The 24,789-nt window shown below is 70.5% G+C and carries 21 protein-coding genes; 7 read left to right on the top strand and 14 right to left on the bottom strand.

Annotated elements, in window-relative coordinates:
• Positions 1–68: 68 nt before the first annotated feature.
• On the top strand, positions 69–998 hold the full coding sequence (locus ACFZAT_RS03115; protein WP_391259201.1) for an NAD-dependent epimerase/dehydratase family protein: 930 nt from the start codon (positions 69–71) through the stop codon (positions 996–998).
• 90 nt (positions 999–1,088) lie between these two features.
• Here ACFZAT_RS03115 and ACFZAT_RS03110 read toward each other — a convergent pair whose 3' ends face one another.
• The 8 genes from ACFZAT_RS03110 to ACFZAT_RS03075 all read right to left on the bottom strand — a co-directional run bounded on the left by ACFZAT_RS03110 (position 1,089) and on the right by ACFZAT_RS03075 (position 8,585).
• On the bottom strand, positions 1,089–1,700 hold the full coding sequence (locus tag ACFZAT_RS03110; protein WP_391259199.1) for a response regulator: 612 nt from the start codon (positions 1,698–1,700) through the stop codon (positions 1,089–1,091).
• Positions 1,697–2,875, bottom strand: a complete 1,179-nt coding sequence (locus ACFZAT_RS03105; RefSeq protein ID WP_391259196.1) for a histidine kinase — start codon at positions 2,873–2,875, stop codon at positions 1,697–1,699. Before ACFZAT_RS03105 ends, ACFZAT_RS03110 begins: the two co-directional genes overlap by 4 nt.
• On the bottom strand, positions 2,872–3,612 hold the full coding sequence (locus ACFZAT_RS03100; RefSeq protein WP_391259193.1) for an ABC transporter permease: 741 nt from the start codon (positions 3,610–3,612) through the stop codon (positions 2,872–2,874). The genes ACFZAT_RS03105 and ACFZAT_RS03100 overlap by 4 nt, the downstream gene beginning before the upstream one ends.
• The gene (locus ACFZAT_RS03095) at positions 3,609–4,544 is read right to left on the bottom strand and encodes an ATP-binding cassette domain-containing protein (protein ID WP_391259190.1); all 936 of its coding nucleotides are present in this window, start codon (positions 4,542–4,544) and stop codon (positions 3,609–3,611) included. Before ACFZAT_RS03095 ends, ACFZAT_RS03100 begins: the two co-directional genes overlap by 4 nt.
• Before the next feature lie 205 nt (positions 4,545–4,749).
• Positions 4,750–6,603 carry a peptidoglycan binding domain-containing protein gene (locus ACFZAT_RS03090; protein ID WP_391260238.1) on the bottom strand — a complete coding sequence of 618 codons (1,854 nt, stop codon included), beginning with the start codon at positions 6,601–6,603 and terminating at the stop codon, positions 4,750–4,752.
• 407 nt (positions 6,604–7,010) lie between these two features.
• Positions 7,011–7,466, bottom strand: coding sequence for a DUF6113 family protein (locus ACFZAT_RS03085; protein ID WP_391259187.1), 456 nt, complete (start codon positions 7,464–7,466; stop codon positions 7,011–7,013).
• A complete protein-coding gene (gene mshB, locus ACFZAT_RS03080; RefSeq protein WP_391259184.1) occupies positions 7,463–8,362 on the bottom strand; it encodes an N-acetyl-1-D-myo-inositol-2-amino-2-deoxy-alpha-D-glucopyranoside deacetylase in 900 nt (299 codons plus the stop codon). The genes ACFZAT_RS03085 and mshB overlap by 4 nt, the downstream gene beginning before the upstream one ends.
• 28 nt (positions 8,363–8,390) lie before the next feature.
• Entirely contained in the window at positions 8,391–8,585 is a 195-nt protein-coding gene (locus ACFZAT_RS03075; RefSeq protein WP_018100847.1) for a hypothetical protein, read from the bottom strand.
• A gap of 208 nt (positions 8,586–8,793) precedes the next feature.
• On the opposite strand from ACFZAT_RS03075, the gene ACFZAT_RS03070 reads away from it, so the two are divergent.
• Positions 8,794–10,875 (top strand): prolyl oligopeptidase family serine peptidase, encoded by a 2,082-nt coding sequence (locus ACFZAT_RS03070; RefSeq protein ID WP_391260236.1) that lies wholly within the window; start codon positions 8,794–8,796, stop codon positions 10,873–10,875.
• 1 nt (position 10,876) lies between these two features.
• On the opposite strand, the gene ACFZAT_RS03065 is transcribed toward ACFZAT_RS03070, so the two are convergent.
• From ACFZAT_RS03065 to ACFZAT_RS03040, 6 genes are all read right to left on the bottom strand, one after another.
• Positions 10,877–11,932: a hypothetical protein gene (locus ACFZAT_RS03065; RefSeq protein WP_391259180.1), complete on the bottom strand. Its 1,056-nt coding sequence runs from the start codon at positions 11,930–11,932 to the stop codon at positions 10,877–10,879.
• Positions 11,933–12,110: 178 nt separating this feature from the next.
• The gene (locus ACFZAT_RS03060) at positions 12,111–13,373 is read right to left on the bottom strand and encodes a dipeptide ABC transporter ATP-binding protein (RefSeq protein ID WP_391259177.1); all 1,263 of its coding nucleotides are present in this window, start codon (positions 13,371–13,373) and stop codon (positions 12,111–12,113) included.
• Complete coding sequence (locus ACFZAT_RS03055; protein ID WP_391259174.1) at positions 13,363–14,340, bottom strand: oligopeptide/dipeptide ABC transporter ATP-binding protein; 978 nt, start codon at positions 14,338–14,340, stop codon at positions 13,363–13,365. The genes ACFZAT_RS03060 and ACFZAT_RS03055 overlap by 11 nt, the downstream gene beginning before the upstream one ends.
• A gap of 13 nt (positions 14,341–14,353) precedes the next feature.
• A complete protein-coding gene (locus ACFZAT_RS03050; RefSeq protein ID WP_391259171.1) occupies positions 14,354–15,328 on the bottom strand; it encodes an ABC transporter permease subunit in 975 nt (324 codons plus the stop codon).
• Entirely contained in the window at positions 15,321–16,244 is a 924-nt protein-coding gene (locus tag ACFZAT_RS03045) for an ABC transporter permease subunit (RefSeq protein ID WP_391259168.1), read from the bottom strand. The genes ACFZAT_RS03050 and ACFZAT_RS03045 overlap by 8 nt, the downstream gene beginning before the upstream one ends.
• A 100-nt stretch (positions 16,245–16,344) precedes the next feature.
• A complete protein-coding gene (locus tag ACFZAT_RS03040) occupies positions 16,345–17,976 on the bottom strand; it encodes an ABC transporter substrate-binding protein (protein WP_391259164.1) in 1,632 nt (543 codons plus the stop codon).
• Between the two features lie 507 nt (positions 17,977–18,483).
• Here ACFZAT_RS03040 and ACFZAT_RS03035 point away from each other — a divergent pair.
• The 5 genes from ACFZAT_RS03035 (at position 18,484) to ACFZAT_RS03015 (ending at position 24,635) form a co-directional block, all read left to right on the top strand.
• Positions 18,484–19,512 carry an ABC transporter permease subunit gene (locus ACFZAT_RS03035; protein WP_391259161.1) on the top strand — a complete coding sequence of 343 codons (1,029 nt, stop codon included), beginning with the start codon at positions 18,484–18,486 and terminating at the stop codon, positions 19,510–19,512.
• A 74-nt stretch (positions 19,513–19,586) separates the two neighbouring features.
• A complete protein-coding gene (locus ACFZAT_RS03030) occupies positions 19,587–21,374 on the top strand; it encodes an ABC transporter substrate-binding protein (RefSeq protein WP_391259159.1) in 1,788 nt (595 codons plus the stop codon).
• An 86-nt stretch (positions 21,375–21,460) separates the two neighbouring features.
• Positions 21,461–22,441: an ABC transporter permease subunit gene (locus ACFZAT_RS03025; RefSeq protein ID WP_391259156.1), complete on the top strand. Its 981-nt coding sequence runs from the start codon at positions 21,461–21,463 to the stop codon at positions 22,439–22,441.
• A gap of 11 nt (positions 22,442–22,452) precedes the next feature.
• Positions 22,453–23,478: an oligopeptide/dipeptide ABC transporter ATP-binding protein gene (locus tag ACFZAT_RS03020; protein WP_391259153.1), complete on the top strand. Its 1,026-nt coding sequence runs from the start codon at positions 22,453–22,455 to the stop codon at positions 23,476–23,478.
• A gap of 26 nt (positions 23,479–23,504) precedes the next feature.
• Positions 23,505–24,635 (top strand): dipeptide ABC transporter ATP-binding protein, encoded by a 1,131-nt coding sequence (locus ACFZAT_RS03015; RefSeq protein ID WP_391259150.1) that lies wholly within the window; start codon positions 23,505–23,507, stop codon positions 24,633–24,635.
• Positions 24,636–24,789: the final 154 nt, after the last annotated feature.

The raw sequence follows: 24,789 nt of genomic DNA, 5'->3' as shown, positions 1-24,789 counted from the left end.
CGCTGACATCGGGGGTCCGGCAGCGTTCCCGCCGCCCGGATCGTCAGCCTGTTCCAGGAGGTTTCCTCATGCGTGTATTCATCACCGGCGCGTCCGGCTGGATCGGCTCCGCCGTCGTCCCCGAGCTCATCGGGGCAGGTCATCAGGTCGTCGGGCTCGCCCGTTCGGACGCCTCGGCCGAGGCGCTGGCCGCCGCCGGGGCTGAGGTGCGGCGCGGATCGCTGGACGACCTGGACGTGCTCCGCGAGGCCGCGGCGGGGGCGGACGGGGTCGTCCACCTCGCGTTCAAGCACGACATCGCGTTCTCCGGGGACTTCCAGGGCGCCACCGACGCGGACCGGAAGGCCATCGACGCCTTCGGGGACGCGCTCGCGGGCTCCGGCAAGCCCTTCGTCATCGCGTCCGGGCTCCTCGGGCTGGCCCCGGGCCGGGTCGCGACCGAGCAGGACGGGCAGAGCGCCGACCCGGACGCGCCCGCCGGGGGCCCGGGCGGCCGCCAGGACAACGCGCGGGCGACGATCGCCCTCGCCTCCCGGAACGTCCGCTCGTCCGTCGTCCGGCTGCCCCCGACGGTCCACGGCGACGGGGACCAGGGCTTCATGGCCGCTCTCGTCGCCACCGCCCGCGCCCAGGGCGTCTCCGGCTACATCGGCGACGGCTCCCAGCGCTGGCCGGCCGCTCACCGCGAGGACGCCGCCCGGCTGTTCCGGCTGGCCCTGGAGCAGGCGCCCGCCGGCTCCACGCTGCACGCGGCGGCGGAGGAGGGCGTCCCGCTGCGGTCCGTCGCCGAGACCATCGGCCGCCACCTCGGCGTCCCCACGGCCTCCGTCGCCCCCGAGGACGCGGCAGCCCACTTCACCTGGCTGGGCGGCATGGTGAGCCTCGACTCCCCCGCCTCCAGCGCCCTGACCCGCGAACGGTTCGGCTGGAAGCCGGCCGGACCCGGGCTCATCGAGGACCTGGACCAGGGGCACTACTTCGGTGCGCCGGGCGCGTAACGCGCAACCGGCCCCACCGCCGTCACCGGTCGCGGCGGTGCTGCGTGCGCCGCGGCGGGGTCCCTTCGCCCGAACCCCGGACCGGCACGCCTACAGCCAGCCCTTCTCCCGCGCCATGCGGACCGCCTCGGCGCGGTTGCGGGCGGCCATCTTCTGGATGGCCATGGAGAGGTAGTTGCGGACGGTGCCCTGGGAGAGGTGGAGGGAGGAGGCGATCTCCGCGTTGGTCGAGCCGTCCGCGGCGGTGCGCAGGACCTCGCGTTCGCGGTCGGTCAGCGGGTTCGCGCCATCGGCGAGGGCGGCGGCGGCGAGTCCGGGGTCGATGACGCGTTCACCGGCGAGCACCTTGCGTACCGCTTCGGCGAGCTGGGACGCGGGGGCGTCCTTGACCAGGAAGGCGTCGGCGCCCGACTCCATGGCGCGGCGCAGATAGCCGGGCCGGCCGAATGTCGTGACGACCACGACCTTCACGTCGGGCAGGGCCTCGCGGAGCCGGGCCGTTGCCTCGATTCCGGTCATGCCGGGCATCTCGATGTCCAGGAGGGCCACGTCGACGGAGTGTTCCCGGGCCGCCGCCAGGACCTCGTCGCCGCGGGCGACCTGGGCGACCACCTCGATGTCCGGTTCCAGGCCGAGGAGCGCCGCCAGGGCCTCGCGCACCATGGACTGGTCCTCCGCGAGGAGAAGTCTGATCATGCTCATTCCGCGGATCCTAGGCCGGATTCGAACGGAACGCTGAGGACCATGGTGAAGCCTTTGCCCGAACGGGGCTGGGTGGCCCGGGTGGTGAGGGTGCCGTCCACGGAGGCCAGGCGTTCGGTGAGCCCGGTGAGGCCGTTGCCGGGCGCCGTTCCGGCGGCGCCCCGGCCGTCGTCGGCGACGGTCAGTTCGAGCACCCGCCCGTCCAGCGTCTGACGGGGCGTCAGGGTGATGGTGCAGCGGCGCGCACCGCTGTGGCGTACGACGTTGGTGACCGCCTCCCGCAGTCCCCAGGCGAGCACCTCCTCCGCCTTCTCGGGCAGCCCCTCGGGGACGTCGGCCGGGACGTCGGCGTCGACTCCGGCGGCGGCCAGCGCGGTGCGGGCCCCGGCCAGTTCGCCGGGGAGGGTCGGCCGGCGGTAACCGGTGACGGCACTGCGCACGTCCACCAGGGCCTGGCGGCTGACCTGTTCGATGTCCGCGACCTGGGCGGCCGCCAATTCGGGCCGGTCGGGGAGCATCCGGCCGGCCAGCTCGCTCTTGAGGGTGATCAGCGAGAGGGAGTGGCCGAGCAGGTCGTGCAGGTCGCGGGCGAGGCGCAGCCGCTCCTCGTTGGCGGCGAGCTGCGCGACGGTGGCCCGGGCCTCCCGCAGCTGGATCGTGGTGCGGATCATCTGCCGTACGCCCGTCATCGCGAAGCCGCCCAGCAGGGCCGGGAAGACCAGGGCGGTGATGATCTCGCGCGCGTTCTCCATGGTCGCCCCGACGCCCACCAGGACGGCGGTGACGACGGGGATCAGCCAGCGCGCGGTCCGCAGCGGCAGCGTGGCCCCGACCGAGACCGACACGTACACGAAGAGGACCAGCCACGGCGTGCCGAACGTCAGCGACAGCAGGACCGCGAGGGCCCCGAGGAAGGCGAGCGACGCCCGGACCCGGAAGGGGTCGAGCGCCTTCGACGTGTGCCGGAAGACCAGGACCAGATAGGCGCCGACGAAGACCAGCAGCCCGAGGACGCCGAGCGCGGTCGCCCACGGGGTGTGGTTGCCGTCCACGAGGTCCTTGACCGGCGCGCTCATGAAGGCGAGCCAGATCCCGATCCACAGCAGCTTGACCCCGGCCTGGCGGGCGGTCGCGGGCGGCCGCCCCAGCCCCACCGACATCTCGTCGTCGTTCACGCCTTCAAGGTGTCCTTCCGGTAGAGCCAGGCCGCACCGCCCGCGAAGAGCAGGAAGTAGGCACAGAGGACGGCGACGTCCTTGGCGTGCGGTGCGCCGCCCATTTCGACGGCCTGGCCGAGTGCAGCGTACGCGTGCGTGGGAAGCCACTCGGAGATGTTCTGGAGCCACTGCGGGAAGGTCGCGCTGGGCATCCAGAGGCCGCCGAGGATGGAGAGCCCGAAGTAGATGATCATCGTGATCGGGCGGACCGCGTCACCGCTGGCGACATAGCCGATGGCCACGCCGAGCGCGGCGAAGACCAGGGAGCCGGCCCAGATGACGCCGGTCAGTGCGAACCACTGCCAGAGGTCGAAGCGGACGTGTTTGACCGAGGCGGCGACGAGGAAGACCACGACGATGCACGGCAGGGTGACCATGGCGGCGCTGGCGATCTTCGCCAGGACGTAGCCCCGGCCGGGCAGTGCGGTCAGCCGCAGTTGACGCACCCAGCCCTTCTCGCGCTCCTTGGCGATGCGCTCGCTGTTGCCCATGAGGACGGCGGTCAGTGCGCCGAAGGAGGCCATGGAGACCATGAAGAAGGACTGCAGGGTCAGATTCGTGTGCGGGATCTTGTCGGTGTCGTTCTGGGTGCCGGAGATCAGCAGGTAGATCACCGACGGGTAGATGACCGAGAAGAACATGAACTTCTTGTTCCGCAGGGTGCGGGTCACTTCGAGCCGGATGAGGGTGTTCACGACTTCTTGGCCTCCTCGGCCTCGGTGATGGCGACGAATGCCTGTTCCAGGCCGAGTCCGGCGACTTCCAGCTCGCGCGGGTAGAGGCCGAGGCCGTAGACCGCGTGCACGGTCGCGTCGGCGTTGTGGGACTGGATGCGCACCCGTCGGCCGTTGACGTCGAGCGAGGCGAGGAACGGCAGGGCGCGCAGGGCGTCCTGGTCGATCGCGCCCTCCAGCTCGAAGGAGATCCGGCGGGCCCCGGCCTTCGCCTTGATCTCGGCGGCGGTGCCGTCGGCGAGGAGGCGGCCCTTGTGCAGGACCAGGACGCGGTCGGCGATCGCGTCGGCCTCTTCGAGGTAATGGGTGGCGAACAGGACGGTGCGGCCCTGCTCGGCCTGCTCGCGCATGGTGGCCCAGAACGCCTGGCGGGCGGTGACATCCATGCCGGTCGTCGGCTCGTCGAGGACGATGAGGTCGTTGGCACCGGCGGTGGCGAGAGCGAAGCGGACGCGCTGCTCCTGGCCGCCGGAGAGCTTGTTGACCATCCGGCCGGCGATCGACGCGATGCCCGCCCGGGCCAGCACATCGCCCACCGGGTGGGGGTGCGGGTGCAGGTCGCAGGCCAGCCGGACCAGTTCCTCGACGGTGACGTCCTCCATCAGGCCGCCGCTCTGCAGCATGGCGCCGACCCGGCCGGCCTTGATGGCCTCCTGCGGGGTGGTGCCGAAGAGGCTGACGGTGCCGGAGTCGGCGGTGCGCAGGCCGAGGAGGAGGTCGAGGGTGGAGGACTTGCCGGCTCCGTTGGGGCCGAGGAGGGCCACGGTCTCGCCGGGGTGCAGGTCCAGGGTGAGGCCGTCGACGGCGCGTACGTCCCCGTAGACCTTGCTGACCTGGTCGAAGCTGACCACCGCGGTCCTCGTCGCGGTCGCTCCGGTGGCTGTCGTTGTCATGCGTCCAGCCTGGCCGAACAGGGGGTGCGCGCGGCAGGGTCAGCGGTCGTGGATCCGGGATGACAGATGTCATGTGCCGGGGATGACGGGCGTACGGGGGCGGGGCGCGGGAAGCCGTCACCCTGCCCGGGGTCCGTTTTCGCCCGGTTACGACGCCGCCCCCGGCCGGGGTCCGGTCGGGGGCGGGGGCGCGGGGCGGGGCGGATCAGCCGTTGCCGTCGAGGTCGATGGTGACCGTGCGCTCGGCGGGGGTCTTCCCCAGCAGCGCGCCCTTCATCGCGAAGGCCACGTCGTCCGCGCTGAGCTGGTGCTTCTTGCCGTCGCCCTTGGTGATCATGACGCCGTCGAAGACACCGGCGCAGAGCCGGTCGATGGCCTCCTTGTCGTAGACGTCGACCAGCTTCCCGTCGACCGCCTTCATCGACAGGATCTGCGGCAGCGACTTCGCCGGGCCGAACGGGATCTCCTTGCCACCGGCCCGGATGGTGATCAGGCCGGACATCGCGGGCTTCGCGAAGTCCTTCATCGCCCGGTCCAGTTCGGCCTGGGTGATGGTGGGTTCCTTGGTGACGACGGGCAGTTCGACGGACCTGGCGCTGCCGGTCTCGACCTGGGCGCGGTAGGCGTCCCGGACGGAGCCCATCGACTTGTTGACGTCGATCGCCTTGCCGGCCTCGCCCGGTACGGCGACGGCCTTGCCCGGCTCGAACTTGATGGTGCCGTCCTTCGCGGTGCCGGAGGCGCCGGCCAGGTCCTGGAGCGCGACGCCCAGCTTCTCCTCGTCCACCGGGAACACCGGCTCGACGGCCCGCTCGCCGCCGAACAGCGAGCCGATGACGGAGACCGGGTTGTAGTCGCTGCCGGCCGCGGCGCGCACGGTGGCCTGACTGTCCAGGGAGAGCCCGGCCTTGTCCGGGGCGAGCTCCGTCTCCTTGCCGTCCACGGTCAGCTTGAGCGGGGTCGCGGCGCGCTTGGCGAGCGCGCCGTCCATCTTCTCGACGCCGTCCTCCTTGGTGCCGCCGCCGATGTCGACGCCGAGGACCGTGGTGCCCTTGGGTACGTCGGAGTGGTTCATCAGGAGTCCGGCGCCGTACGCGACACCGAGCAGGCAGACGACCGCCACCCCGAGCAGGACCAGCTTCGAGCGGCCCTTCTTGGCGGGTGCCGGCTTCGGCGTGGGCCTGGCCGCGGCCGGCTTGGGCGCCGCGCTGCCGGGGCTGCCCGGCCCACCGGGCCCGCCGGGGCCGGTGCCCATCGGGTCGCCCGGGACGTTCCGGCCGCCGGGCACGACGGGGATGCCGCTGTTCAGCGTGTCACCCGAGACGTTGCCGCCGGGGCCGCCCGGGGGCGGGGCGAACTGCGGGGTGAGGATGGCGGTGTCGTCGGACATGCGCGGAGGCACCCCGCCCTGCCCGGGGCCGCCCGCGTTCAGCGGACCGGGGCCCGGCGGGAAGGGGCCGGGGCCGTCGAGGTTCGGGGTGAGCGACGAATTGCCGGTGGCCGGGCCCGTGGTGGGGCCGGCCGGGCCGGGGGTACGGACGCCCAGGTCGGGGGTGGAACGCGGGCCGCCCGGACCGTCGCCGGGGCCCTCCGGGAAGTCGCGCTGCGGCCCGTCCGAGAAGTACGGCAGGTCGGTACGGGGACCGGAGGGCGGGGAGACACGGCCGGGACCGGGAGCGCCGGGGCCGGCCGGGCCGCCCGCACCAACGGGACCGCCGGGCCCACCCGTGACACCGGCACCGCCGGGCGCACCCGTGACACCAGCACCGCCGGGCGCACCCGGACCACCGGGCGCGCCGCCCGGCGCCGCGAATCCCGCGCCGTCCGTGTCGCCGGGGCCGCCGCCCGTCGACGGCTTCGAGCCCGCCGGAGACTTGCGCGGGGCGAACCAGTCGCTGCCGCTCTTCTCCTTGGCCGGCTTCTCGGACTCCGCCGGGGCCGCGTCCTCGCCGGACTCCGCGGCCGGTGGCTGGGGCGCCTGCGGTGCGCCGCCCGGCGCGGGCGCGCCCGGACGCGGGGTCGAGCCGGTGCGCTCGCCCTCGCCGTCGGCGTCGCTCATGGGCGTACGCATGACAACAGGCGGGATGGGGCGCGAGCCCGGGATGTTGATCCGGATGCGCGTCGTCAGCGTCGTCTCGGTCTTGGGCTCGTCCGGCCGGTCCGGCCCGCCGGGCTCCTGGGCCCCGTCCGAGGCGTCCTGCGACGGATACTGGCGGGATCCGTACGGCGGCGTACCCGAGGGGTACGCGGCTCCGCCGCGCCCCTGGGGCCCGGAGGACGAACTGTCAGTTTCACGACTCAAAGCAGGTTCTCCCGATTGGCTCCGCCGCCCGTACTTCCCCCGTGCCGCAGCCCGGGCGCGCGAACCACCATACTGGCCGCCGCCGGCACACACCCCGCGACCGGGGGAAACGACTGCGCACCCCCGGGACGGGCAGGGGGCATTACGGGATCGGACGGAGCACATTACTTGGCAGGTCGGCCGCTTTCGGCCCGCTGCCCGGACGATCGCGGCATGGTGGCACAGATCACAGCGATGGCCATTCCGCCCAGCATGAAGAGGCCGAGGCCGAGCGCGTCACCGAAGACATAGTCCCCTTCGGGCCGTCCGCTGAGCAGAAAGACGACCGAAACCAGCCATCCCGCAGCCGGTGCGACCGCTCCGGGCTGGGTGCCCGTCAGCGTGCGTCCGCCGTAGAAGAGGCCGGCCGCCGCCGCCAGGGCGATGAGCAGTCCGCCCGGGAACCAGGCGGGCTGGACGAGCGTTCCGGCGATGCCCACGACGGCGCCGAGGACCGCGAGTCCGAACAGGGCGGCGATCCGGGCGGGGTTGAGGGGAGCGGCCAGACCACTGGCCGGAATGTCCCGCTTCCGCGCGTCCGTCCGGCTGGCGCCGGCCCGCGCCCTGCTGCTGCCGCTCATCGGTCCGCCCCCGGCACACCCGCGAAGAGGTCCCGCTCGCGCCGGCCCGCCGGAGCGCCCGGGGTGCCGCTGACCAACTCGTAGTACTCCGTGGTGAACACGGGCTGCCCCAGGTCGTTCGACAGGGCGAAGTAGGGTCCCCGGACGGCGATCTGGGTGGCGTGCGCCCGCATCGCCGCGGTCTTCGCGTCCTCGTATCCGGTGCCGTCGATCACGGTGGTGATCCGGTCGTCGTCCACCACACCCGGTACGTCGCCGATCTCGGCGATCCCCGGGAACGCGTCCGGGGCCTCGGCGCGCAGCGCGGCGAACCCCTCCTCGGCGACCGGGCGCGGCACCCGGTTCCAGTAGACCTTCGCGACGGTGTGCGGGGCGCCGGAGCCGGGCCGGTACGCGGCATCGGCGGCCAGCTCCGCGGCGCGGGTGGCGACCCGGTGGGCCTGGATGTGGTCGGGGTGCCCGTAGCCCCCGTCGGGGTCGTACGTGACCAGGACCTGGGGGCGCACCTCGCGGATGACGTCGGTGAGGTGCCCGGCGGCCTCGTCGAGGTCGGCCGACCAGAAGGCGCCGGGGCGGCGGTTCTGCTCGGCGCCCATCATCCCGGAGTCCCGGTAGCGGCCGGGGCCGCCGAGGAAGCGGTGGTCGGTGACGCCCAGCTCCTTCATCGCCGCGGCCAGCTCGCCGCTGCGGTACGGGCCCAAGGCGTCGTCGCGGTCGGCGGCGAGGTGGGCGAGGGCGGGCGGAATGATCTCGCCCTCCTCGCCGAGCGTGCAGGTCACCAGCGTGACCAGGGCGCCCTCGGCCGCGTACCTGGCCATGGTGGCGCCGTTGTTGATCGACTCGTCGTCCGGGTGCGCGTGCACCAGGAGCAGCCGCCGGGCGGGAAGGTCCGTCATGGGACCAGCGTAGGGCCTGTCCTTCGGGTCAGAATTTGATGCCGCCGATCATGCCCGCCACGTTCGTGGTCAGCTCGGAGATGGTGGGTGCGATGGACGAGCTGGCGAGATAGAAACCGAGCAGCGCGCAGACGACCGCATGTCCTCCCTTCAGTCCGGACTTCCGGATCAGCAGGAAGACGATGATCGCCAGCAGCACCACCGCCGAAATCGAGAGCGCCACGGCGGTTCACCTCCATCTGTACGGTCGGGACGGGCAGCACGCGTGGAGCCAGCAGGTTCATACCCACCGAGCGCTACGGATCATAACTATCCGTGGCAACGCATTGTTCGGGGCACAGCAGCACGAGGGGCGCACGGACGGACGCGGCCGATAGGTTCGGCGCATGACTTCGTCTGAGATCACGTTCCCGCTCCAGCAGGCCCGGACCATGAGATTCACCCTCGGGGCGCCGCGTGCGTTCACGGTGTCACCCGACGGTGGACGCGTGGTCTACCTGCGCTCGGGTTCGGGTACGGACCGCTCGGGGCAGCTCTGGGTGCTGGACCTGGACGGGGGCTCCGGGCCGCGAGAACGCCTGGTGGCCGATCCGCAGGAGCTGCTGGGCGGTTCACAGGAGCGCCTGTCGGCGCAGGAGCGCGCCCGGCGGGAGCGCAGCCGCGAGGGCTCGTCCGGGATCGTGGGCTACGCGCTGGACGGGGCCGCCGAGTTGGCCGCGTTCGCGCTCTCCGGGAAGGTCTGCGTCGCGGATCTGAGGGCGGGAACGGCGCGCGCGCTGCCCGTTCCCGGCCCGGTGATCGATCCGCGCCCCTCCCCGGACGGGCGACACGTCGCCTATGTGTCCAAGGGTGCTTTGCGCGTCGTCGGGGTGGACGGCGCGGCGGACCGGGCACTCGCGGAGCCGGAGGACGACCATGTCACCTACGGGCTCGCGGAGTTCATCGCGGCCGAGGAGATGCACCGCTTCCAGGGCTTCTGGTGGTCGCCGGAGTCGGACCGGCTGCTCGTGGCCCGGGTGGACGACAGCCCCGTCCAGCGGTGGTGGATCGCCGACCCCGCGCACCCGGAGCGCAAGCCGGCCGAGGTCGCGTACCCGGCGGCGGGCACGCCCAACGCGGAGGTGGGGCTCCAGGTCGTGGACCTGGACGGCAAGCGCACCGAAGTGGTGTGGGACCGGGCCCGGTTCCCGTATCTGGCGCGCGTGCACTGGTCCTCGTACGGGGCTCCGCTCCTTCTCGTCCAGGCCCGGGACCAGCGGAGCCAGCTGTATCTGGCGGTGGACCCGGAGACCGGGGCGACCCGGACCGTGCACGCGGACGAGGACGCGGTGTGGCTGGAGCTGTTCTCCGGGGTGCCCGCGTGGGCGCCGGACGGGCGGCTCGTGCGGATCACCGACGAGGGCGGGGCGCGGCGGCTCGCGGTCGGCGACCGCCCGCTGACCAGGGGCCGGCTGCACCTCCAGTCGGTGCTGGACATCGGGGACTCCGACGTCCTGGTGACGGCGTCGGCGGGTGCGGACGCGGCCGAGCCCGAGATCGGCGAGACCCACGTCTACCGGGTCAACGAACTGGGCGTGGAGCGGGTCTCCGAGGGCGTCGGCGTGCACACGGCCGTCCGGTCGGGCCGGGTGACGGTGCTGGTCTCGGCGACGCCGGAGCGGCCGGGGTCGACGGCGCGGGTGCTGCGGGACGGCAAGGAGGTCGCCGTCGTGGAGAACCGTGCGGAGCGCCCGGTGCTGACCGCGCGGCCGGTGCTCACCGAAGGGGGCGCACGGCGGATTCCGTGCGCCGTGTTGCTCCCCACCGGGTACTCGGAGTCGGACGGTCCGCTTCCGGTCCTCATGGACCCGTACGGTGGGCCGCACGGCCGGCGGGTGGTGGCCGCCCACCATCCGCATCTCACCTCGCAGTGGTTCGCGGACCAGGGCTTCGCGGTCGTCGTCGCCGACGGACGCGGCACGCCCGGCCGTTCACCGGCCTGGGAGAAGGCGGTCAAGGACAATCTGGCCCTCAGCCTCGACGACCAGGTGGACGCCCTGCACGCGCTCGCGGAGCGCTTCCCGCTGGATCTGGACCGGGTGGCCATCCGGGGCTGGTCGTTCGGCGGCTTCCTGGCCGGGCTGGCCGCGCTGCGGCGGCCCGACGTCTTCCACGCGGCGGTCGTCGGCGCCCCGGTGACCGACCAGCGGCTCTACGACACCCATTACACCGAGCGCTATCTGGGCGACCCGGCGCAGCACCCGGAGGTGTACGCGCGCAACTCGCTGATCACCGACGCGGGTCTGTCCGGGGCGGCCGAGCAGGTGCGGCCCATGCTGATCATCCACGGCCTCGCCGACGACAACGTGGTCGTCGCGCACAGTCTGCGGCTGTCCTCGGCACTGCTCGCCGCGGGCCGTCCGCACGAGGTGCTGCCGCTGAGCGGGGTGACCCACATGACCCCGCAGGAGAACGTGGCCGAGAATCTGCTGCTGCTCCAGGTGGACTTCCTGAAGCGGTCGCTGGGGCTCTGAGCTACCAGCCGGGCGGCGGCTGCGAGGGCGGCGGGGGCGGGCCGAAGCCGCCGCCGCCCTGCGGGTAGCCGTAGCCGGGTCGCTGTCCGAGGTACGGGGGCGGTGCGGGCGCGGGGCCCCAGCCCGGGCCGCTGCCGGACCACGGGTCCGGGCCCGGGGCGCGGACCGGTCCCGGCACGGCGAGGGCGATGAGCGCGGCCAGGGCGGCGAGCACCTGGAAGAAGGAGCTGAGCACGTTGAGCTGGAACTCGGTCGGCAGATCGCCGAAGTTCTCCAGCATGTCGTAGTGCACGGTCCGCACCACCCCGAACACCCCGCCGGGCAGCAGCACCGCCGCGGCCACCAGGCCGAACGGGCGGGCGTGCCGGGCCCGGGCCGCGGCGGTGATCCCGGCGAACACGCAGAGCAGGGCGAGCATCACGGTGGCCCAGCCCGGCGGCGGACCGGTCAGATACTGCGCGATCCGGTCACCGCCCACGTACCAGTCGGGGAAGAACTCCGGGTCCCGGACGACCTGGCGGATCTCCCAGGCGATCAGCACGGCCCCTGCGGCGGACAGCGCCAGGAACGACAGCACGCCCGCGCCGGGGCCCGGCCCGGCCGGCGTCCGCTCGTAGGCGTCGGCGGGCGGCCGGCGGCCCGCCGCGGCGGTGATGGTCATCGCGGCGGCCGCGGCGACGGCGACGAAGGCGCAGACCAGGGCCCGTGAGCGCAGGTCGTCGGAGTACACGGCCTCCATCCGGCGGCTGCCGATGGTCCAGAGTCCGGGGAGCCGCACCGTGAGGGTGACCACCCCGGCGACGACGAGCGCGGACGCGGCGGACGCGGCGCGCAGCGCGGCCACGGCGACGGCCACGTACACCACGAAGAGGACGAGGTCCGTGCCGGAGGTGGTGGGGAAGGTCTGCAGGCGGGTGCCGTGCAACCCGGCCCAGTAACGCCACAGTTGGCCGAAACCAATCGCATCGACGTCCCGTATCAGCCAGCCCGCGACGATCACCGCGAGCACGACGGACAGGACGGATCCGGTGACTCTTGCTCCGCGGGTGACTATCACACCGGCGATACTTCCGTGCGTCCGCCCTCCGGACAAGAGGGCCTGCGCCGCCGCCCGTACGGCCACCGGCCGGGGGGCGTCACACCCCGCCGGCCGGTCCACGGCACCCGCACGGCCGTACGTTGTTCATGGTGGCGCGTCCGTATATCGGGGACGTTGCCCGTGTGTTAACGCCGCGTCAGACGGCGCGGCTGCTCCCTGAGGGCGGGGGCGGGTTCTCGTCGTCCCCGCCGGGCGGTCCGGGCCGCTCCGCCGTGTCCGCCGCGCGCGCGGCCGCCTCGTCCTGGCCGCCCTCCCCCGGCACCGCGTCCAGGGTGCCCTCCGGCGGGACCACCCGCTTCTCCTCCGCGAAGTGGCAGGCGGAGGGGTGCCGGGCCGGGGTGTCCACGTCCTGGAAGACCGCCGGGACCGCCAGCAGCGGCACCTCCAGCTCGCACCGCTCCTGGGCCTTCCAGCAGCGGGTGCGGAAACGGCAGCCGGAGGGCGGATTGGCGGGCGAGGGCACGTCGCCGTGCAGGATGATCCGCTCGCGGAACTCCCGCGCGGCGGGGTCCGGCACCGGCACGGCGGAGAGCAGCGCCTGGGTGTACGGGTGCGTGGGGTGGTCGTAGATCTCCGCGTCGGTGCCGATCTCGATGAACCGGCCCAGATACATCACGCCGACCCGGTCGGAGATGTGCCGCACGATGGACAGGTCGTGCGCGATGAAGACGTAGCTCAGGTTGAACTCGGCCTGGAGCCGGTCCAGCAGGTTGACGACCTGGGCCTGGACGGAGACGTCGAGCGCGGAGACCGGTTCGTCGGCGACGATGATCTCCGGGTTGAGCGCGAGGCCGCGGGCGATGCCGATGCGCTGGCGCTGGCCGCCGGAGAACTGGTGCGGGTAGCGGTTGATGTACTCCGGGTTGAGCCCGACGACGTCGAGCAGCTCCTGCACCTTGCGGCGCCGGCTGCCCTTGGGGGCGACCTCCGGGTGGATCTCGTACGGCTCCCCGATGATGTCGCCGACCGTCATGCGCGGGTTGAGCGAGGTGTACGGGTCCTGGAACACCATCTGGATGTTGCGGCGGACGGCCTTGAGCGCGCGGCCGGAGAGCTTGGTGATGTCCTCGCCCTTGTACCGGATGGCGCCGGACGTCGGCTTCTCCAGCTGCACGAGCAGCCGGGCGACGGTCGACTTTCCGCAGCCGGACTCCCCCACGACGCCCAGGGTCTCGCCGGCCCCGAGGTCGAAGGTGACTCCGTCGACGGCCTTGACCGCGCCGACCTGCTTCTTGATGAGGATGCCCTGGGTCAGCGGGTAGTGCTTGACCAGGTCGCGCACCTCCAGGATCGGTTCGCCGCCCGCGTAGGCGCTCTCCTGGCGCGACTTGGACAGCAGGGTGCGCGCGGTCTCGCCCTCCTCGCGCGCTTCCTTGCGCCCCGAGTGGTCAGCGTGCATCGAGCGTCTCCTTCCAGAAGTGGCAGGCGCTCTGTCGGTGCTCGGCCACGTCGTACAGCGGCGGCACGTCGGTGCGGCAGACGTCCTGGGCCATCGGGCAGCGCGGGTTGAAGGCGCAGCCGGGCGGGATGTGCAGCAGGTTGGGCGGCAGGCCCTTGATCGCGTACAGCTCCTGGCCCTTCTGGTCCAGGCGCGGGATCGAGGCCAGCAGGCCCTTGGTGTACGGATGGGCGGGGGCCTTGTAGATGTCGTGCACGGGCGAGGTCTCGACGATGCGGCCCGCGTACATCACGGCGATCTTGTCGGCGACGTCGGCCACCACGCCGAGGTCGTGGGTGATGAGGATCAGGCCCATGTTCAGTTCGCGCTGGAGCTCCGCGAGGAGGTCCATCACCTGGGCCTGGACGGTGACGTCGAGGGCGGTGGTGGGCTCGTCGGCGATGATCAGGGAGGGCTCCAGGGCGAGCGCCATGGCGATCATGATGCGCTGGCGCATACCGCCGGAGAACTGGTGCGGGTAGTTGCCCACCCGCTCCTTGGCGGCCGGGATGCGGACCCGGTCCATCAGCTCGACGGCCTTGGCCTTCGCGTCCTTGCGGGACATCCCGCGGTGCACGACGTACATCTCGCCGAGCTGCTCGCCGACGGTCAGGACGGGGTTGAGGGAGGACAGCGCGTCCTGGAAGATCATGGCCATCTCCTGGCCTCGGATCTTCCGGCGCTCCTCCTTCTTCATGTTCAGCAGATCGCGGCCCTTGAACAGGATCTCGCCCTGCGGGATCCTCCCCGGGGGCATGTCGAGGATGCCCATGACCGCCTGTGCGGTGACCGACTTGCCGGAGCCCGATTCGCCGAGCACCGCGAGCGTCTCACCCTCGGCCACCGAATAGTTGACCCCGTTGACGGCCTTGACGATCCCGTCCCGGGTGTGGAACTCCACGTGCAGATCGCGGACTTCGAGCAACATGGCAGCGGACTCCTCAGCGCAGCTTGGGGTCGAGGGCGTCGCGCACCGCGTCGCCGAGCATGATGAAGGCCAGCACCGTGACGGCCAGCGCGCCGGCGGGCCAGAGGAGCATGTGCGGGGCGTTGCGGATGTACTGGGACGCGGCGGAGATGTCGATGCCCCAGGAGACGGCGGGCGGCTTCAGGCCGACGCCGAGGAACGACAGGGTCGCCTCCAGCGAGATGTACGTGCCCAGCGCGATGGTCGCGACGACGATGACCGGGGCGACGGCGTTCGGCGCGATGTGGCGCAGCATCATCCGGCCGTTGGAGGCGCCGAGGGCCCGGGCGGCCTGGACGTAGTCGTTGTGCTTGGCGGTGATGACGGAGCCGCGGGCGATGCGGGCGATCTGCGGCCAGCCGAGCAGGACGATGAAGCCGATCACCGGCCAGACGGTGGAGCTGGTCACCACGGAGAGGAAGACCAGGCCGCCGAGGACGACGGGGATGCCGAAGAAGATGTCGGTGAGCCGGGACAGGATCGCGTCCCACCAGCCGCCGAAGAACCCGGCGAGGCCGCCGAGGACGCTGCCGATCAGGGCGACGCCGAGGGTGGAGCAGATGCCGACGGTGACGGAGTTGCGGGCGCCGTAGACGACGCGGGTGTAGACGTCGCAGCCCTGTCCGTCGAAGCCGAAGGGGTGGCCGGGCTGGGAGCCCTGCTGGGCCTTGCCGAGGTCGCAGTCGAGCGGGTCGCCGGAGGCGATGAGCTGCGGCCAGATCGAGATGACCACCAGGAACAGGATGATCAGCGCGGAGATGATGAAGACCGGGTTGCGGCGCAGGTCGCGCCAGGCGTCGGACCACAGGCTCTGCGGTTTGGTGTCGGGACCGGTCCCGTCGGGGCCGCCGGGGGTCTTCTCCAGGCTGTCGCCCTCCGCGAGCGCGAGGTCCGTGGGCCCGCCGGCTCCGGCGGCCGAGATCGCCTCGTCCGGTGTCTGCTCAGGCATAGCGGATCCTCGGGTCGAGTACGGCGTAGAGGAGGTCGACGATCAGGTTGGCCGCCAGGAAGACCAGCACCAGGACGGTGACGAAGCCGACCACGGTCTGCGAGTTCTGACGCAGGATGCCCTGGTAGAGCTGGTAGCCGACGCCGTGGATGTTGAAGATCCGCTCGGTGACGATCGCCCCGCCCATCAGGGCGCCCACGTCCGTACCGATGAAGGTGACGACGGGGATCAGCGAGTTGCGCAGCAGATGGCGGATGACCACGCGGCGCCGGGGCAGCCCCTTGGCGGTGGCGGTGCGGACGTAGTCGGCGCGGGTGTTCTCGGCGATCGAGGTACGGGTGAGCCGGGTGACGTACGCCAGCGACACGGAGGCGACCACCAGGCCCGGGATGATCAGCTCGTTCAGGGGGGCCTCGGGCGAGACGGACGGTTTGATGACGCCCCACTCGACGCCCAGGAGCAGCTGGAGCAGCAGACCGGTGACGAAGGTCGGGATGGAGATCACGACCAGCGTCAGGATGAGGACGGTGGTGTCGACCGGCCGACCCCGGCGCAGCCCCGTGACCACGCCGAGGCTGATGCCGATCACGATCTCGAAGACGATCGCGACGAGGGTGAGGCGGATGGTGATGGGGAAGGCGGTGCCCATCAGCTCGGTGACCTCCTGCCCGTTGAACGCGGTGCCGAAGTCGCCGGTGAAGACGTTGCCCATGTAGGTGAGGTATTGCTGCCACACCGGCTTGTCGAGGCCGAATTCCGTGCGGAGTTGGGCGGCGGTCGCCGGGTCGCACTGGCGGTCGCCGCAGAGACCGGCGATGGGGTCACCCATCACGTTCACCATCAGGAAGATCAACAGCGTGGTGCCGAAGAAGACCGGGATCATCTGCAGCAGCCGCCGGATCACATAACGTCCCATGAAGGGCTCCGGGGGTCGCGGGGGACGGAGGCTGAGGAGTCGGGAGGACGGGGAAGCCGGGCGGCCGGTGCGTCACCGCACGGTCGCCCGGCTCCGTCCCTTACTTGACCTTGATCTGCTCGTACACCGGGACGCTGAACTGGTTCAGCGAGACGTTGGTGACGTTGTCCGAGTAGCCGGCGCTGCCGTTCTGGTACCAGAGCGGGATGACGGGCATCTGCTGGACCATGACCTTCTCGGCGTCCTGGAAGGTGGAGACGGCCTTGGCCTTGTCGGACTCGGCGTTGGCCTTGTCCACGAGGCCGTCGAACTGCTTGTTGTTCCACTTGCCGTCGTTGGACGAGGCGTTGGTGTAGTACACGGGCTGCAGGAAGTTCTGGATGAGCGGGTAGTCCATCTGCCAGCCCGCGCGCCAGGCGCCGTGCAGCTTCTGCTGGGAGACCTGGCTGCGGAAGTCGGCGAAGGTGCCGACGGGGGCGCCCACGCACGCCTTGTTGTTGCCCATGACCTTGTTGATGCTGTTGCAGACGGCGTCGACCCATTCCTTGTGCGAGCCGGTGTCCGCGTTGTACGAGATCTTGAGCTGGCCGCCCGGGATGCCGCCGCCGTCCTGGATCATCTTCTTGGCCTCGGCGGCGTTGTACGTGCACTCCTTGCCGCAGAGGCCCTTCTTGAAGCCGCCGTCCTCGCCGAGGACCGGGGAGGTCCAGTCGGAGGCGGGGGTGCGGGTCTTCTGGAAGATCTGGTCGGTGATCTGCGGGCGGTTGATCGCCATCGACAGACCCTGGCGGACCTTGGCCGCGTCCGGGGTGTCCCACTGCTTGTCGTAGAAGGGGAAGGCCAGGGTCTGGATGATGCCGGCCGGGGTGTTGATGTAGCGGTCGCCGAGGTCCGACTTGACGTTCTTGAGCTGCGAGGCGGGCACGTCGTCCACGAGGTCGAGGTTGCCGGCCGTCAGGTCGGTGTAGGCGGTGTTGTTGTCGGTGTAGACCTTGAGGTCGATGCCACCGTTCTGCGCCTTGTCGTCACCGGGGTAGTCGTCCCACTTCCGCAGGCTCATCGAGGAGCCCTTGGTGTACTTGTCGATGGTGTACGGGCCGTTGCCGACGGGCTGCTTGAGCCAGGCCGCGTGGTTGTCGAAGAACGCCTTGGGGAGCGGGGCGAAGGCCGGGTAGCCGAGGGTGTCGGGCCAGAGCGAGAACTTCTGCGCCAGCTTGACCGTGAAGGTCTTGCCGTCCACGACCTTGAGGCCGGACATGGTGGTGGCGCTCGCCTTGCCGGACTCCGGGTGCACCTTGTCGTAGCCGTCGATGTAACCGAAGAAGTAGGCGTTCTTCTGGTTGTTCTTGAGGAGTGCGCCGTAGTTCCAGGCGTCCACGAAGGACTTGGCGGTGATCTTCTCGCCGTTGCTGAAGGTCCAGCCGTCCTTCACCGTGACGGTGAAGTTCTGGTTGTCCTTGGTCTCGATCTTCTCGGCGAGCATGTTGGTGGCCTCGCCGGTCTTCGGGTCGTACTTCTTCAGACCCCGGAAGATCATGTCGAGGACCTTGCCGCCCTGCACCTCGTTGGTGTTGGCCGGCTCCAGCGGGTTCTGCGGGTCACCCCAGGACGAGCTGACGATCCCGTCGGCGCCACCTCCACCGCCACCGCTGTCGCCCCCGCCGCAGGCCGTCGCCGCCAGGGCGACGGCCGCCGCACATGCGGCCCACTTGACGTGTGTGGCTCCGCGCATGGAGTGCCTCCTCATTGTGCTCCGGCTTACGTGAGGTCAAATATCACCTCAGAGCGGTACGTACGCATATCTACTCCCCCCATTCGGGCACGGACGGCACCCGTCCGGTCGTCGGCGAACGCGCCCCGACACCGGATTCCGGACGCGTACACGACACCCGAACGAGCCCTTCCACCCCCTCTGACGAGCAGCGAAGCGGTAACGACGGGGCAACGAACCGGCATCGGCCCCATAGCACCACATCCGGATGTACGAATTCCGAGACAATGCCGCCCGGATATCGGACTCAATGCCCGGATTGAATTGAATTGCAGGTCAATATCCCCCGGATACGGCAAACGCAAGATAAAAGACTCACCATGTGAAGGTCATGGTCAGGTCAAGGTGCCAAAGAGCGGACCAAGGCGGCTCGACATTCATTGACCCTGCGTGAATTGCGTTGAAAAAGTCCGGGTAGCCCGTGGGTGTGCCCTGCGGAGTCCTTCGACCCTCCGGGCCAGGAGCACCATGACGATTCCAACCTCGAACGCAGCAGCCACCCTTGAGGCGGCGGACGTGACAGCGGCCCTTCCGCCGGAGTCCGCCTCGGGCAAGGGGGGTGACGGCCGGTCTCCCGGAAAGCTCGCCTGGCGCCGCTTCAAGCGGGACCGCACCGGCGTGATTTCCGCGTATGTGGTCATTTTCTTCTTTGTGGTGGGCATTGCCGCACCGCTGATCGCGAAGCTGTACGGAAAGAACCCGTACACGACGTACGGGCAGGACGACACCAGCCTGCTGGACGACTTCGGCTCCCCCGTCCTCCCCAACGGCGGTATCAGCGGCGACTTCTGGTTCGGCATCGAGCCCGGCCTCGGCCGGGACGTCTTCACCTTCCTGCTCTACGGCATCCGCAACTCCCTGCTCATCGCCGCCGCCACCACGCTGCTCGTCACCGTGATCGGCATCGCGATCGGCATCACCGCGGGCTACCTCGGGGGCAAGACGGACTACCTGGTCGGCCGGGTCATCGACATCCTGCTGGCCTTCCCCTCCACGCTCTTCTTCATCGCCTTCTGGCCCGTACTGCTCTCGATCCTGGTCGACCCGGAGGAGAACACTCCGGTCTGGCTGACCGTGGTCACCCTCATCTCGGTCATGACCGCCTTCGGCTGGGCCTCCATCGCCCGTCTGCTGCGCGGTGAGGTGCTGGCCCTGCGCGAGCGCGAGTTCGTCGAGGCCGCCAAGGTCACCGGCGCGTCCCCGGCGCGGATCATCTTCAAGGAACTGCTGCCCAACCTCTGGACGCCGATCCTGATCCAGGCCACGCTCGCGCTGCCCGCGTACGTGACGGCGGAGGCGGGTCTCGCGTTCCTCGGCGTCGGGCTGACGTCGCCGACCCCGGACTGGGGCGTGATGATCCAGCGCGGCTCGGACGTCTACCAGAGCGACATCACGTTCATGCTCTTCCCCGGCGCGTCGATGGTGATCTTCGTGATCGCCTTCAACCTCCTCGGCGACTCCGTGCGCGACGCACTGGACCCCAAGACCAAGCGCTGAACCCGCCGTACTCCGGACGGGCGACGGGGCCCACCCGGATCCATCGTTTCTCCACTCGACCAGAGCAGGAAGCCATGTCTCTCTCCCGCAGAAACTTCGTCATCGCCACGTCGGTCGCGGCCGGCGGCTCGATGGTGCTCACCGCCTGCAGCAGCGGCAGTTCCACCGCCGGCAAGGGCGACAAGAGCAAGGGCCACGGCGGCGCCGACAAGTACACCGGCTCGGTGGTCGTCGGCACCAAGGAGGACTCCACGGGCGCCGCTCCGGAGATCCCCGGCGCCAAGAAGGGCGGGACGATCCGCGGTATCGCGCCGGACGACTTCTCGCACCTGGACCCGCAGCGCATCTACTTCTCGTGGAACTCCGCGGTCGGTGACCTCTTCATCCGCTGCCTGACCGGCTACAAGATCGCCTCCGACGGCTCGATGAAGCTCGTCGGCGACCTCGCCACCGACGCCGGCACCACCAAGGACGGAGGCAAGACCTGGGAGTTCACGCTCAAGGACGGCCTCAAGTGGGAGGACGGCAAGGAGCTGACGGTCGAGGACGTGCGCCACGGCATCGAGCGCGGCTTCGCCAGCTTCACCACCGAGGGCGCCGGCTACGCCCAGCAGGCGCTCACCGGCTCGACCGACTTCCGCGGCAAGTACAAGGGCCCGTTCAGCGGCAAGCACCTCGACTCGGTCGTCACGGACACCGCGAAGAAGACCATCACCTTCAAGCTGGCCGAGACCCGCCCGGACTTCAACTTCACCCTGGCGATGAGCTCCTACGGCGCCGTCCCGGTCAAGGGCGACAGCAAGGAGAAGTACGACAAGGACCCGGTCTCCTGCGGCCCGTACCGCATCAAGGCGCACTCCGTCGACAAGTCGATGACCCTGGTGCGCAACGAGCACTGGGACCCGAACACCGACGCGATCCGCAACGCGTACCCGGACAGCTTCGTCTACGAGTTCGGCCCCGAGTCGCTCCAGGCGACCGACCGCCTGATCGCCGACTCCGGCGACGACCAGTACGCCGTCATGGCGTACAGCGGTGTCCCGGCCGAGCGCATCCAGAAGGTCCTCACCGACGCCGACCTGAAGAAGCGCACCTTCAACGGTCTGCTCACCGGCCTCTACTACTACGCGATCAACACCAAGCGCATCACCGACCTGAAGGTGCGCCAGGCCCTCATCCACGCCTGGCCGCTGGAGCAGATCCGCAAGATCTACGGTGGTCCGTCGGCCGGTGACTACGCCACGTCCATCCTGAGCCCCGACATCATGGGCTACGCCAAGGACGACGTCTACGGCAAGCTGAAGAAGCCGCAGGGCGACCCGGAGAAGGCGAAGGCGCTGCTGAAGGAGGCGGGCAAGGAGGGTCAGAAGATCGTCTACGCCTTCCCGCAGGGCAACACCTACGACAAGACCAAGGTCGTCATCGAGAACGCCCTCAAGGCCGCCGGCTTCGAGCCCGTTCTCAAGCCGCTGGAGTCCACCAGCTACTACGACGGCGTCCAGAAGATCGACAACAAGTTCGACGTGATGTGGTTCGGCTGGTCCCCGGACTGGCCGACCGGCTACACCCTGGTGCAGCCGCTGTTCGACGGCGGCACCATCGCGGACGGCGCGAACAACATCTCGCAGCTGAACGTCGACTGGGTCAACGAGGCCATCAAGAAGAACGTCACCATCGCCGACCCGGTCGAGGCCGGCAAGCAGTGGGCCGCGCTCGACAAGCGGATCATGACGGAGGAGGCGCCGATCATCCCCGAGACGTTCCAGCGCCGCTTCTACCTGTACGGCTCCAAGGTCGGCGGCGCCATGTTCCACCCGCTGTGGTCCTCGGCCGTGTTCTACAAGCTCTTCGTGAAGGCCTAGCCGACACCCCCCGAGGCGGGGCGCCCCTGCGGCGCCCCGCCCGCTCCCCTCCCCCTCGTCGGCGTCTGCCAGGGAAATCCATCGCCATGTTCCGCTTCCTCATCCGCCGGGCAATCGGCGCACTGGTCATCCTGCTGATCATCAGTGCCATCACCTTCGTCCTCTTCTACGTCGCGCCCCGCGACCCGGCTCGCGCGGCCTGCGGCAAGATCTGCACGCCGGAGACGCTGGCGCTGGTCAAGCAGAACCTCGGCATCGCCGACCCGCTGCCCGTGCAGTACTGGCACTGGCTGGAGGGCGTGTTCGTCGGGCGCGACTACAGCTCGTTCGGCCACTGCCCCGCGCCGTGCCTGGGCTACTCGTTCCGCAACCGCGAGCCGGTCCTCGCCACCATCCTGGACCGCCTCCCGACGACGCTCTCCCTCTCCGTCGGCAGCGCGGTCGTCTTCGTGCTCTTCGGTGTGGGCACCGGCATGCTGGCCGCCGTGAAGCAGGGCAAGGCGCTGGACAAGGTCGCCTCCTCGGCGTCCCTGATCGGCTCCTCCATGCAGATCTACATCGTCGGCGTGGTCGCCATGTACTACCTCAGCGACCAGTGGCACATCCTCAGCCGTCCCAAGGACGTCGCGTTCACCGAGGACCCGGCCGGCTGGTTCTCCGGACTGCTGCTGCCCTGGATGGTGCTGGCGCTGATCTTCACCGCCAACTACACGCGTATGACCCGCTCCCAGCTCGTCGAGACGATGAGCGAGGACTACGTCCGCACCGCCCGGGCCAAGGGCCTGTCCCGGCGCACCGTGTTCTTCCGGTTCGCCTGGCGGGGCGCGATGGGCCCGATCGTCACCATCTTCGGACTCGACCTCGGCCTGCTGCTCGGCGGCGCGATCATCACCGAGAAGACCTTCGGTCTGCACGGCATCGGCGCCCTGTCGATCAAGGCGGTCTACGACAACGACCTGCCGATGATCCTCGGCGTCGTCCTGGTCGCGGCGGCGGCGATCGTCCTCTTCAACATCATCGTCGACGCCGTCTACGCCCTCATCGACCCACGCGTCCGCCTCGCCTAGGGAGAGACCCCATGAGCACCCCCTTCCTCTCCGTACGCGATCTGCGCGTGCACTTCTCCAGCGAAGACGGCATGGTCAAGGCCGTCGACGGGCTCTCCTTCGACCTGGAGCGCGGCAAGACCCTCGGCATCGTCGGCGAGTCCGGCTCCGGCAAGTCCGTCACCAACCTGGCGATCCTCGGACTGCACCACCCCGATCACACCGAGATCGAGGGCGAGATCCTGCTCGACGGGCAGGACCTGCTGTCGGCGTCCGAGCGTGAGCTGGAGCGGCTGCGCGGCAACAAGATGGCCATGGTCTTCCAGGACGCCCTGGCCTCGCTGTCGCCGTACCACACCGTCGGCAAGCAGATCGGCGAGACGTTCCGCAAGCACACCGGCGCCTCCAAGCAGGAGGCCCGGGCGCGGGCGATCGAGATGCTCACCAAGGTGGGCATCCCGCAGCCGAACCTGCGCGTGGACGACTACCCGCACCAGTTCTCCGGCGGTATGCGCCAGCGCGCCATGATCGCCATGTCGCTGGTCTGCGACCCCGCGCTGCTGATCGCCGACGAGCCGACGACCGCGCTGGACGTCACCGTGCAGGCCCAGATCATGGACCTGCTCAAGGACCTCCAGCAGGAGTTCGGCACCTCGATCATCTTCATCACCCACGACCTCGGCGTCATCGCCGACATCGCGGACGACGTCCTCGTGATGTACGGCGGGCGCTGTGTGGAGCGGGGTACGAAGAAGGAGGTGCTGCGCGCGCCCCAGCACCCGTACACCTGGGGGCTGCTGGGCTCGATGCCCACCCTCGAAGGCCCGGTGGACGTGCCGCTCTCGCCGATCCCGGGTACCCCGCCGAGCCTCCTCAACCCGCCGACCGGCTGCCGCTTCCACCCGCGGTGCTCCTTCACCGAGCAGGTCGGCGGCGACCGCTGCTCGACCCAGCAGCCTCCGCTGGACCTGGTGTCCGGGCGCGGGGCCGCCTGCCACCTGACCCCGGAGCAGCGCGTGGAGTTCTTCACCGACTTCGCCGGCACCCGGGCCAACTGACGTACAAGAGACGGGACTTTCCCACCATGAGCAGCACCGATCCCCTCCTGGACGTCTCCGGACTCACCAAGCACTTCCCGATCAAGGGCGGCTTCCCGATCCGGCGGACCGTCGGGGCCGTCCAGGCCGTGGACGGACTGGACTTCACCGTCGCCGAGGGCGAGAGCCTGGGCCTGGTCGGTGAGTCCGGCTGCGGCAAGTCGACCACGGGCCGGCTGGTCACCCGGCTCCTCGAACCGACCGCGGGCAGGATCACCTACCGTGGGCAGGACATCACGCACGCCGGGCGCAAGCAGCTGGCGCCGGTCCGCTCCGAGATCCAGATGATCTTCCAGGACCCGTACGCCTCGCTGAACCCGCGCCAGACGGTCGGCAAGATCGTCTCGGCGCCCATGGAGGTCAACGGCATCGAGCCGCGCGGTGGCCGCGAGGCCCGGGTGCGGGAGCTGCTGGAGACGGTCGGGCTCAACCCGGAGCACTACAACCGGTTCCCGCACGAGTTCTCCGGCGGTCAGCGCCAGCGCATCGGGGTCGCCCGCGCGCTGGCCCTGGAACCGAAGCTGATCGTGGCGGACGAGCCGGTGTCGGCGCTGGACGTGTCGATCCAGGCGCAGGTGGTCAACCTGTTGCAGAAGCTCCAGAAGGAGCTGGGGATCGCCTTCCTGTTCATCGCCCACGACCTGGCCGTCGTACGGCACTTCTCGCAGCGCGTGGCCGTGATGTACCTGGGCCGGATCGTGGAGATCGCGGACCGCGAGGACCTGTACGGGAATCCGCGCCACCCCTATACGCGGGCGCTGCTCTCCGCCGTGCCCGAGGCGACCGCGGACGACACGCCGGCCCGTGAGCGCATCCGGCTCACCGGCGACGTCCCGTCCCCCGTCAACCCGCCCTCGGGCTGCCGCTTCCGCACCCGGTGCTGGAAGGCCACGGACAAGTGCGCGAGCGAGGCGCCCCCGCTGGTTCAGGTCTCCGGCAGCCGTGCGGGCCACCTGACGGCCTGCCACTACCCGGAGGACTCCCAGACCGTGGCCGCCGTCCCGCAGGCCCGCACCGAGGACGCCGGGCCCGCCAAGAGCCTCGGCAAGGAGAACGCGAAGCCCGCCGCGAGCCTGGACAAGGACGGCGGGCCCGAAGACCGCGAGGCGCGAGGCTGACACCCCTCGCCTCGGCCCCGGGGCCGTACGCCCGGCGCGGGACCCGACCGGTCCCCGCCCGCCGTACGGCTCCGGCCGGGGGAACCGAGCACGCAACGGCCCATTGACCCGAGCACACTGCGAGCCCGGTACCCGGTACACGGGAAAGGCGCCC

The organism is Streptomyces sp. NPDC008163, assembly GCF_042956885.1.
Classification (GTDB): Bacteria; Actinomycetota; Actinomycetes; order Streptomycetales; family Streptomycetaceae; genus Streptomyces; species Streptomyces drozdowiczii_A.
The sequence above is the reverse complement of the archived record's forward strand: the minus strand, read 5'-3'. Positions and strand labels throughout refer to the sequence as shown.

Excerpts from the sequence above, each read along its gene's own strand:
- ACFZAT_RS03095 (WP_391259190.1), bottom strand. The coding sequence starts at position 4,544 with ATGACAACGACAGCCACCGGAGCGACCGCGACGAGGACCGCGGTGGTC.
- ACFZAT_RS03085 (WP_391259187.1), bottom strand. The coding sequence starts at position 7,466 with ATGAGCGGCAGCAGCAGGGCGCGGGCCGGCGCCAGCCGGACGGACGCG.
- mshB (WP_391259184.1), bottom strand. The coding sequence starts at position 8,362 with ATGACGGACCTTCCCGCCCGGCGGCTGCTCCTGGTGCACGCGCACCCG.
- ACFZAT_RS03015 (WP_391259150.1), top strand. The coding sequence starts at position 23,505 with ATGAGCAGCACCGATCCCCTCCTGGACGTCTCCGGACTCACCAAGCAC.
- ACFZAT_RS03055 (WP_391259174.1), bottom strand. The coding sequence starts at position 14,340 with ATGTTGCTCGAAGTCCGCGATCTGCACGTGGAGTTCCACACCCGGGAC.
- ACFZAT_RS03025 (WP_391259156.1), top strand. The coding sequence starts at position 21,461 with ATGTTCCGCTTCCTCATCCGCCGGGCAATCGGCGCACTGGTCATCCTG.
- ACFZAT_RS03115 (WP_391259201.1), top strand. The coding sequence starts at position 69 with ATGCGTGTATTCATCACCGGCGCGTCCGGCTGGATCGGCTCCGCCGTC.
- ACFZAT_RS03090 (WP_391260238.1), bottom strand. The coding sequence starts at position 6,603 with ATGAGCGACGCCGACGGCGAGGGCGAGCGCACCGGCTCGACCCCGCGT.
- ACFZAT_RS03030 (WP_391259159.1), top strand. The coding sequence starts at position 19,587 with ATGTCTCTCTCCCGCAGAAACTTCGTCATCGCCACGTCGGTCGCGGCC.
- ACFZAT_RS03070 (WP_391260236.1), top strand. The coding sequence starts at position 8,794 with ATGAGATTCACCCTCGGGGCGCCGCGTGCGTTCACGGTGTCACCCGAC.
- ACFZAT_RS03050 (WP_391259171.1), bottom strand. The coding sequence starts at position 15,328 with ATGCCTGAGCAGACACCGGACGAGGCGATCTCGGCCGCCGGAGCCGGC.
- ACFZAT_RS03040 (WP_391259164.1), bottom strand. The coding sequence starts at position 17,976 with ATGCGCGGAGCCACACACGTCAAGTGGGCCGCATGTGCGGCGGCCGTC.
- ACFZAT_RS03035 (WP_391259161.1), top strand. The coding sequence starts at position 18,484 with ATGACGATTCCAACCTCGAACGCAGCAGCCACCCTTGAGGCGGCGGAC.
- ACFZAT_RS03045 (WP_391259168.1), bottom strand. The coding sequence starts at position 16,244 with ATGGGACGTTATGTGATCCGGCGGCTGCTGCAGATGATCCCGGTCTTC.
- ACFZAT_RS03060 (WP_391259177.1), bottom strand. The coding sequence starts at position 13,373 with ATGCACGCTGACCACTCGGGGCGCAAGGAAGCGCGCGAGGAGGGCGAG.
- ACFZAT_RS03020 (WP_391259153.1), top strand. The coding sequence starts at position 22,453 with ATGAGCACCCCCTTCCTCTCCGTACGCGATCTGCGCGTGCACTTCTCC.
- ACFZAT_RS03110 (WP_391259199.1), bottom strand. The coding sequence starts at position 1,700 with ATGAGCATGATCAGACTTCTCCTCGCGGAGGACCAGTCCATGGTGCGC.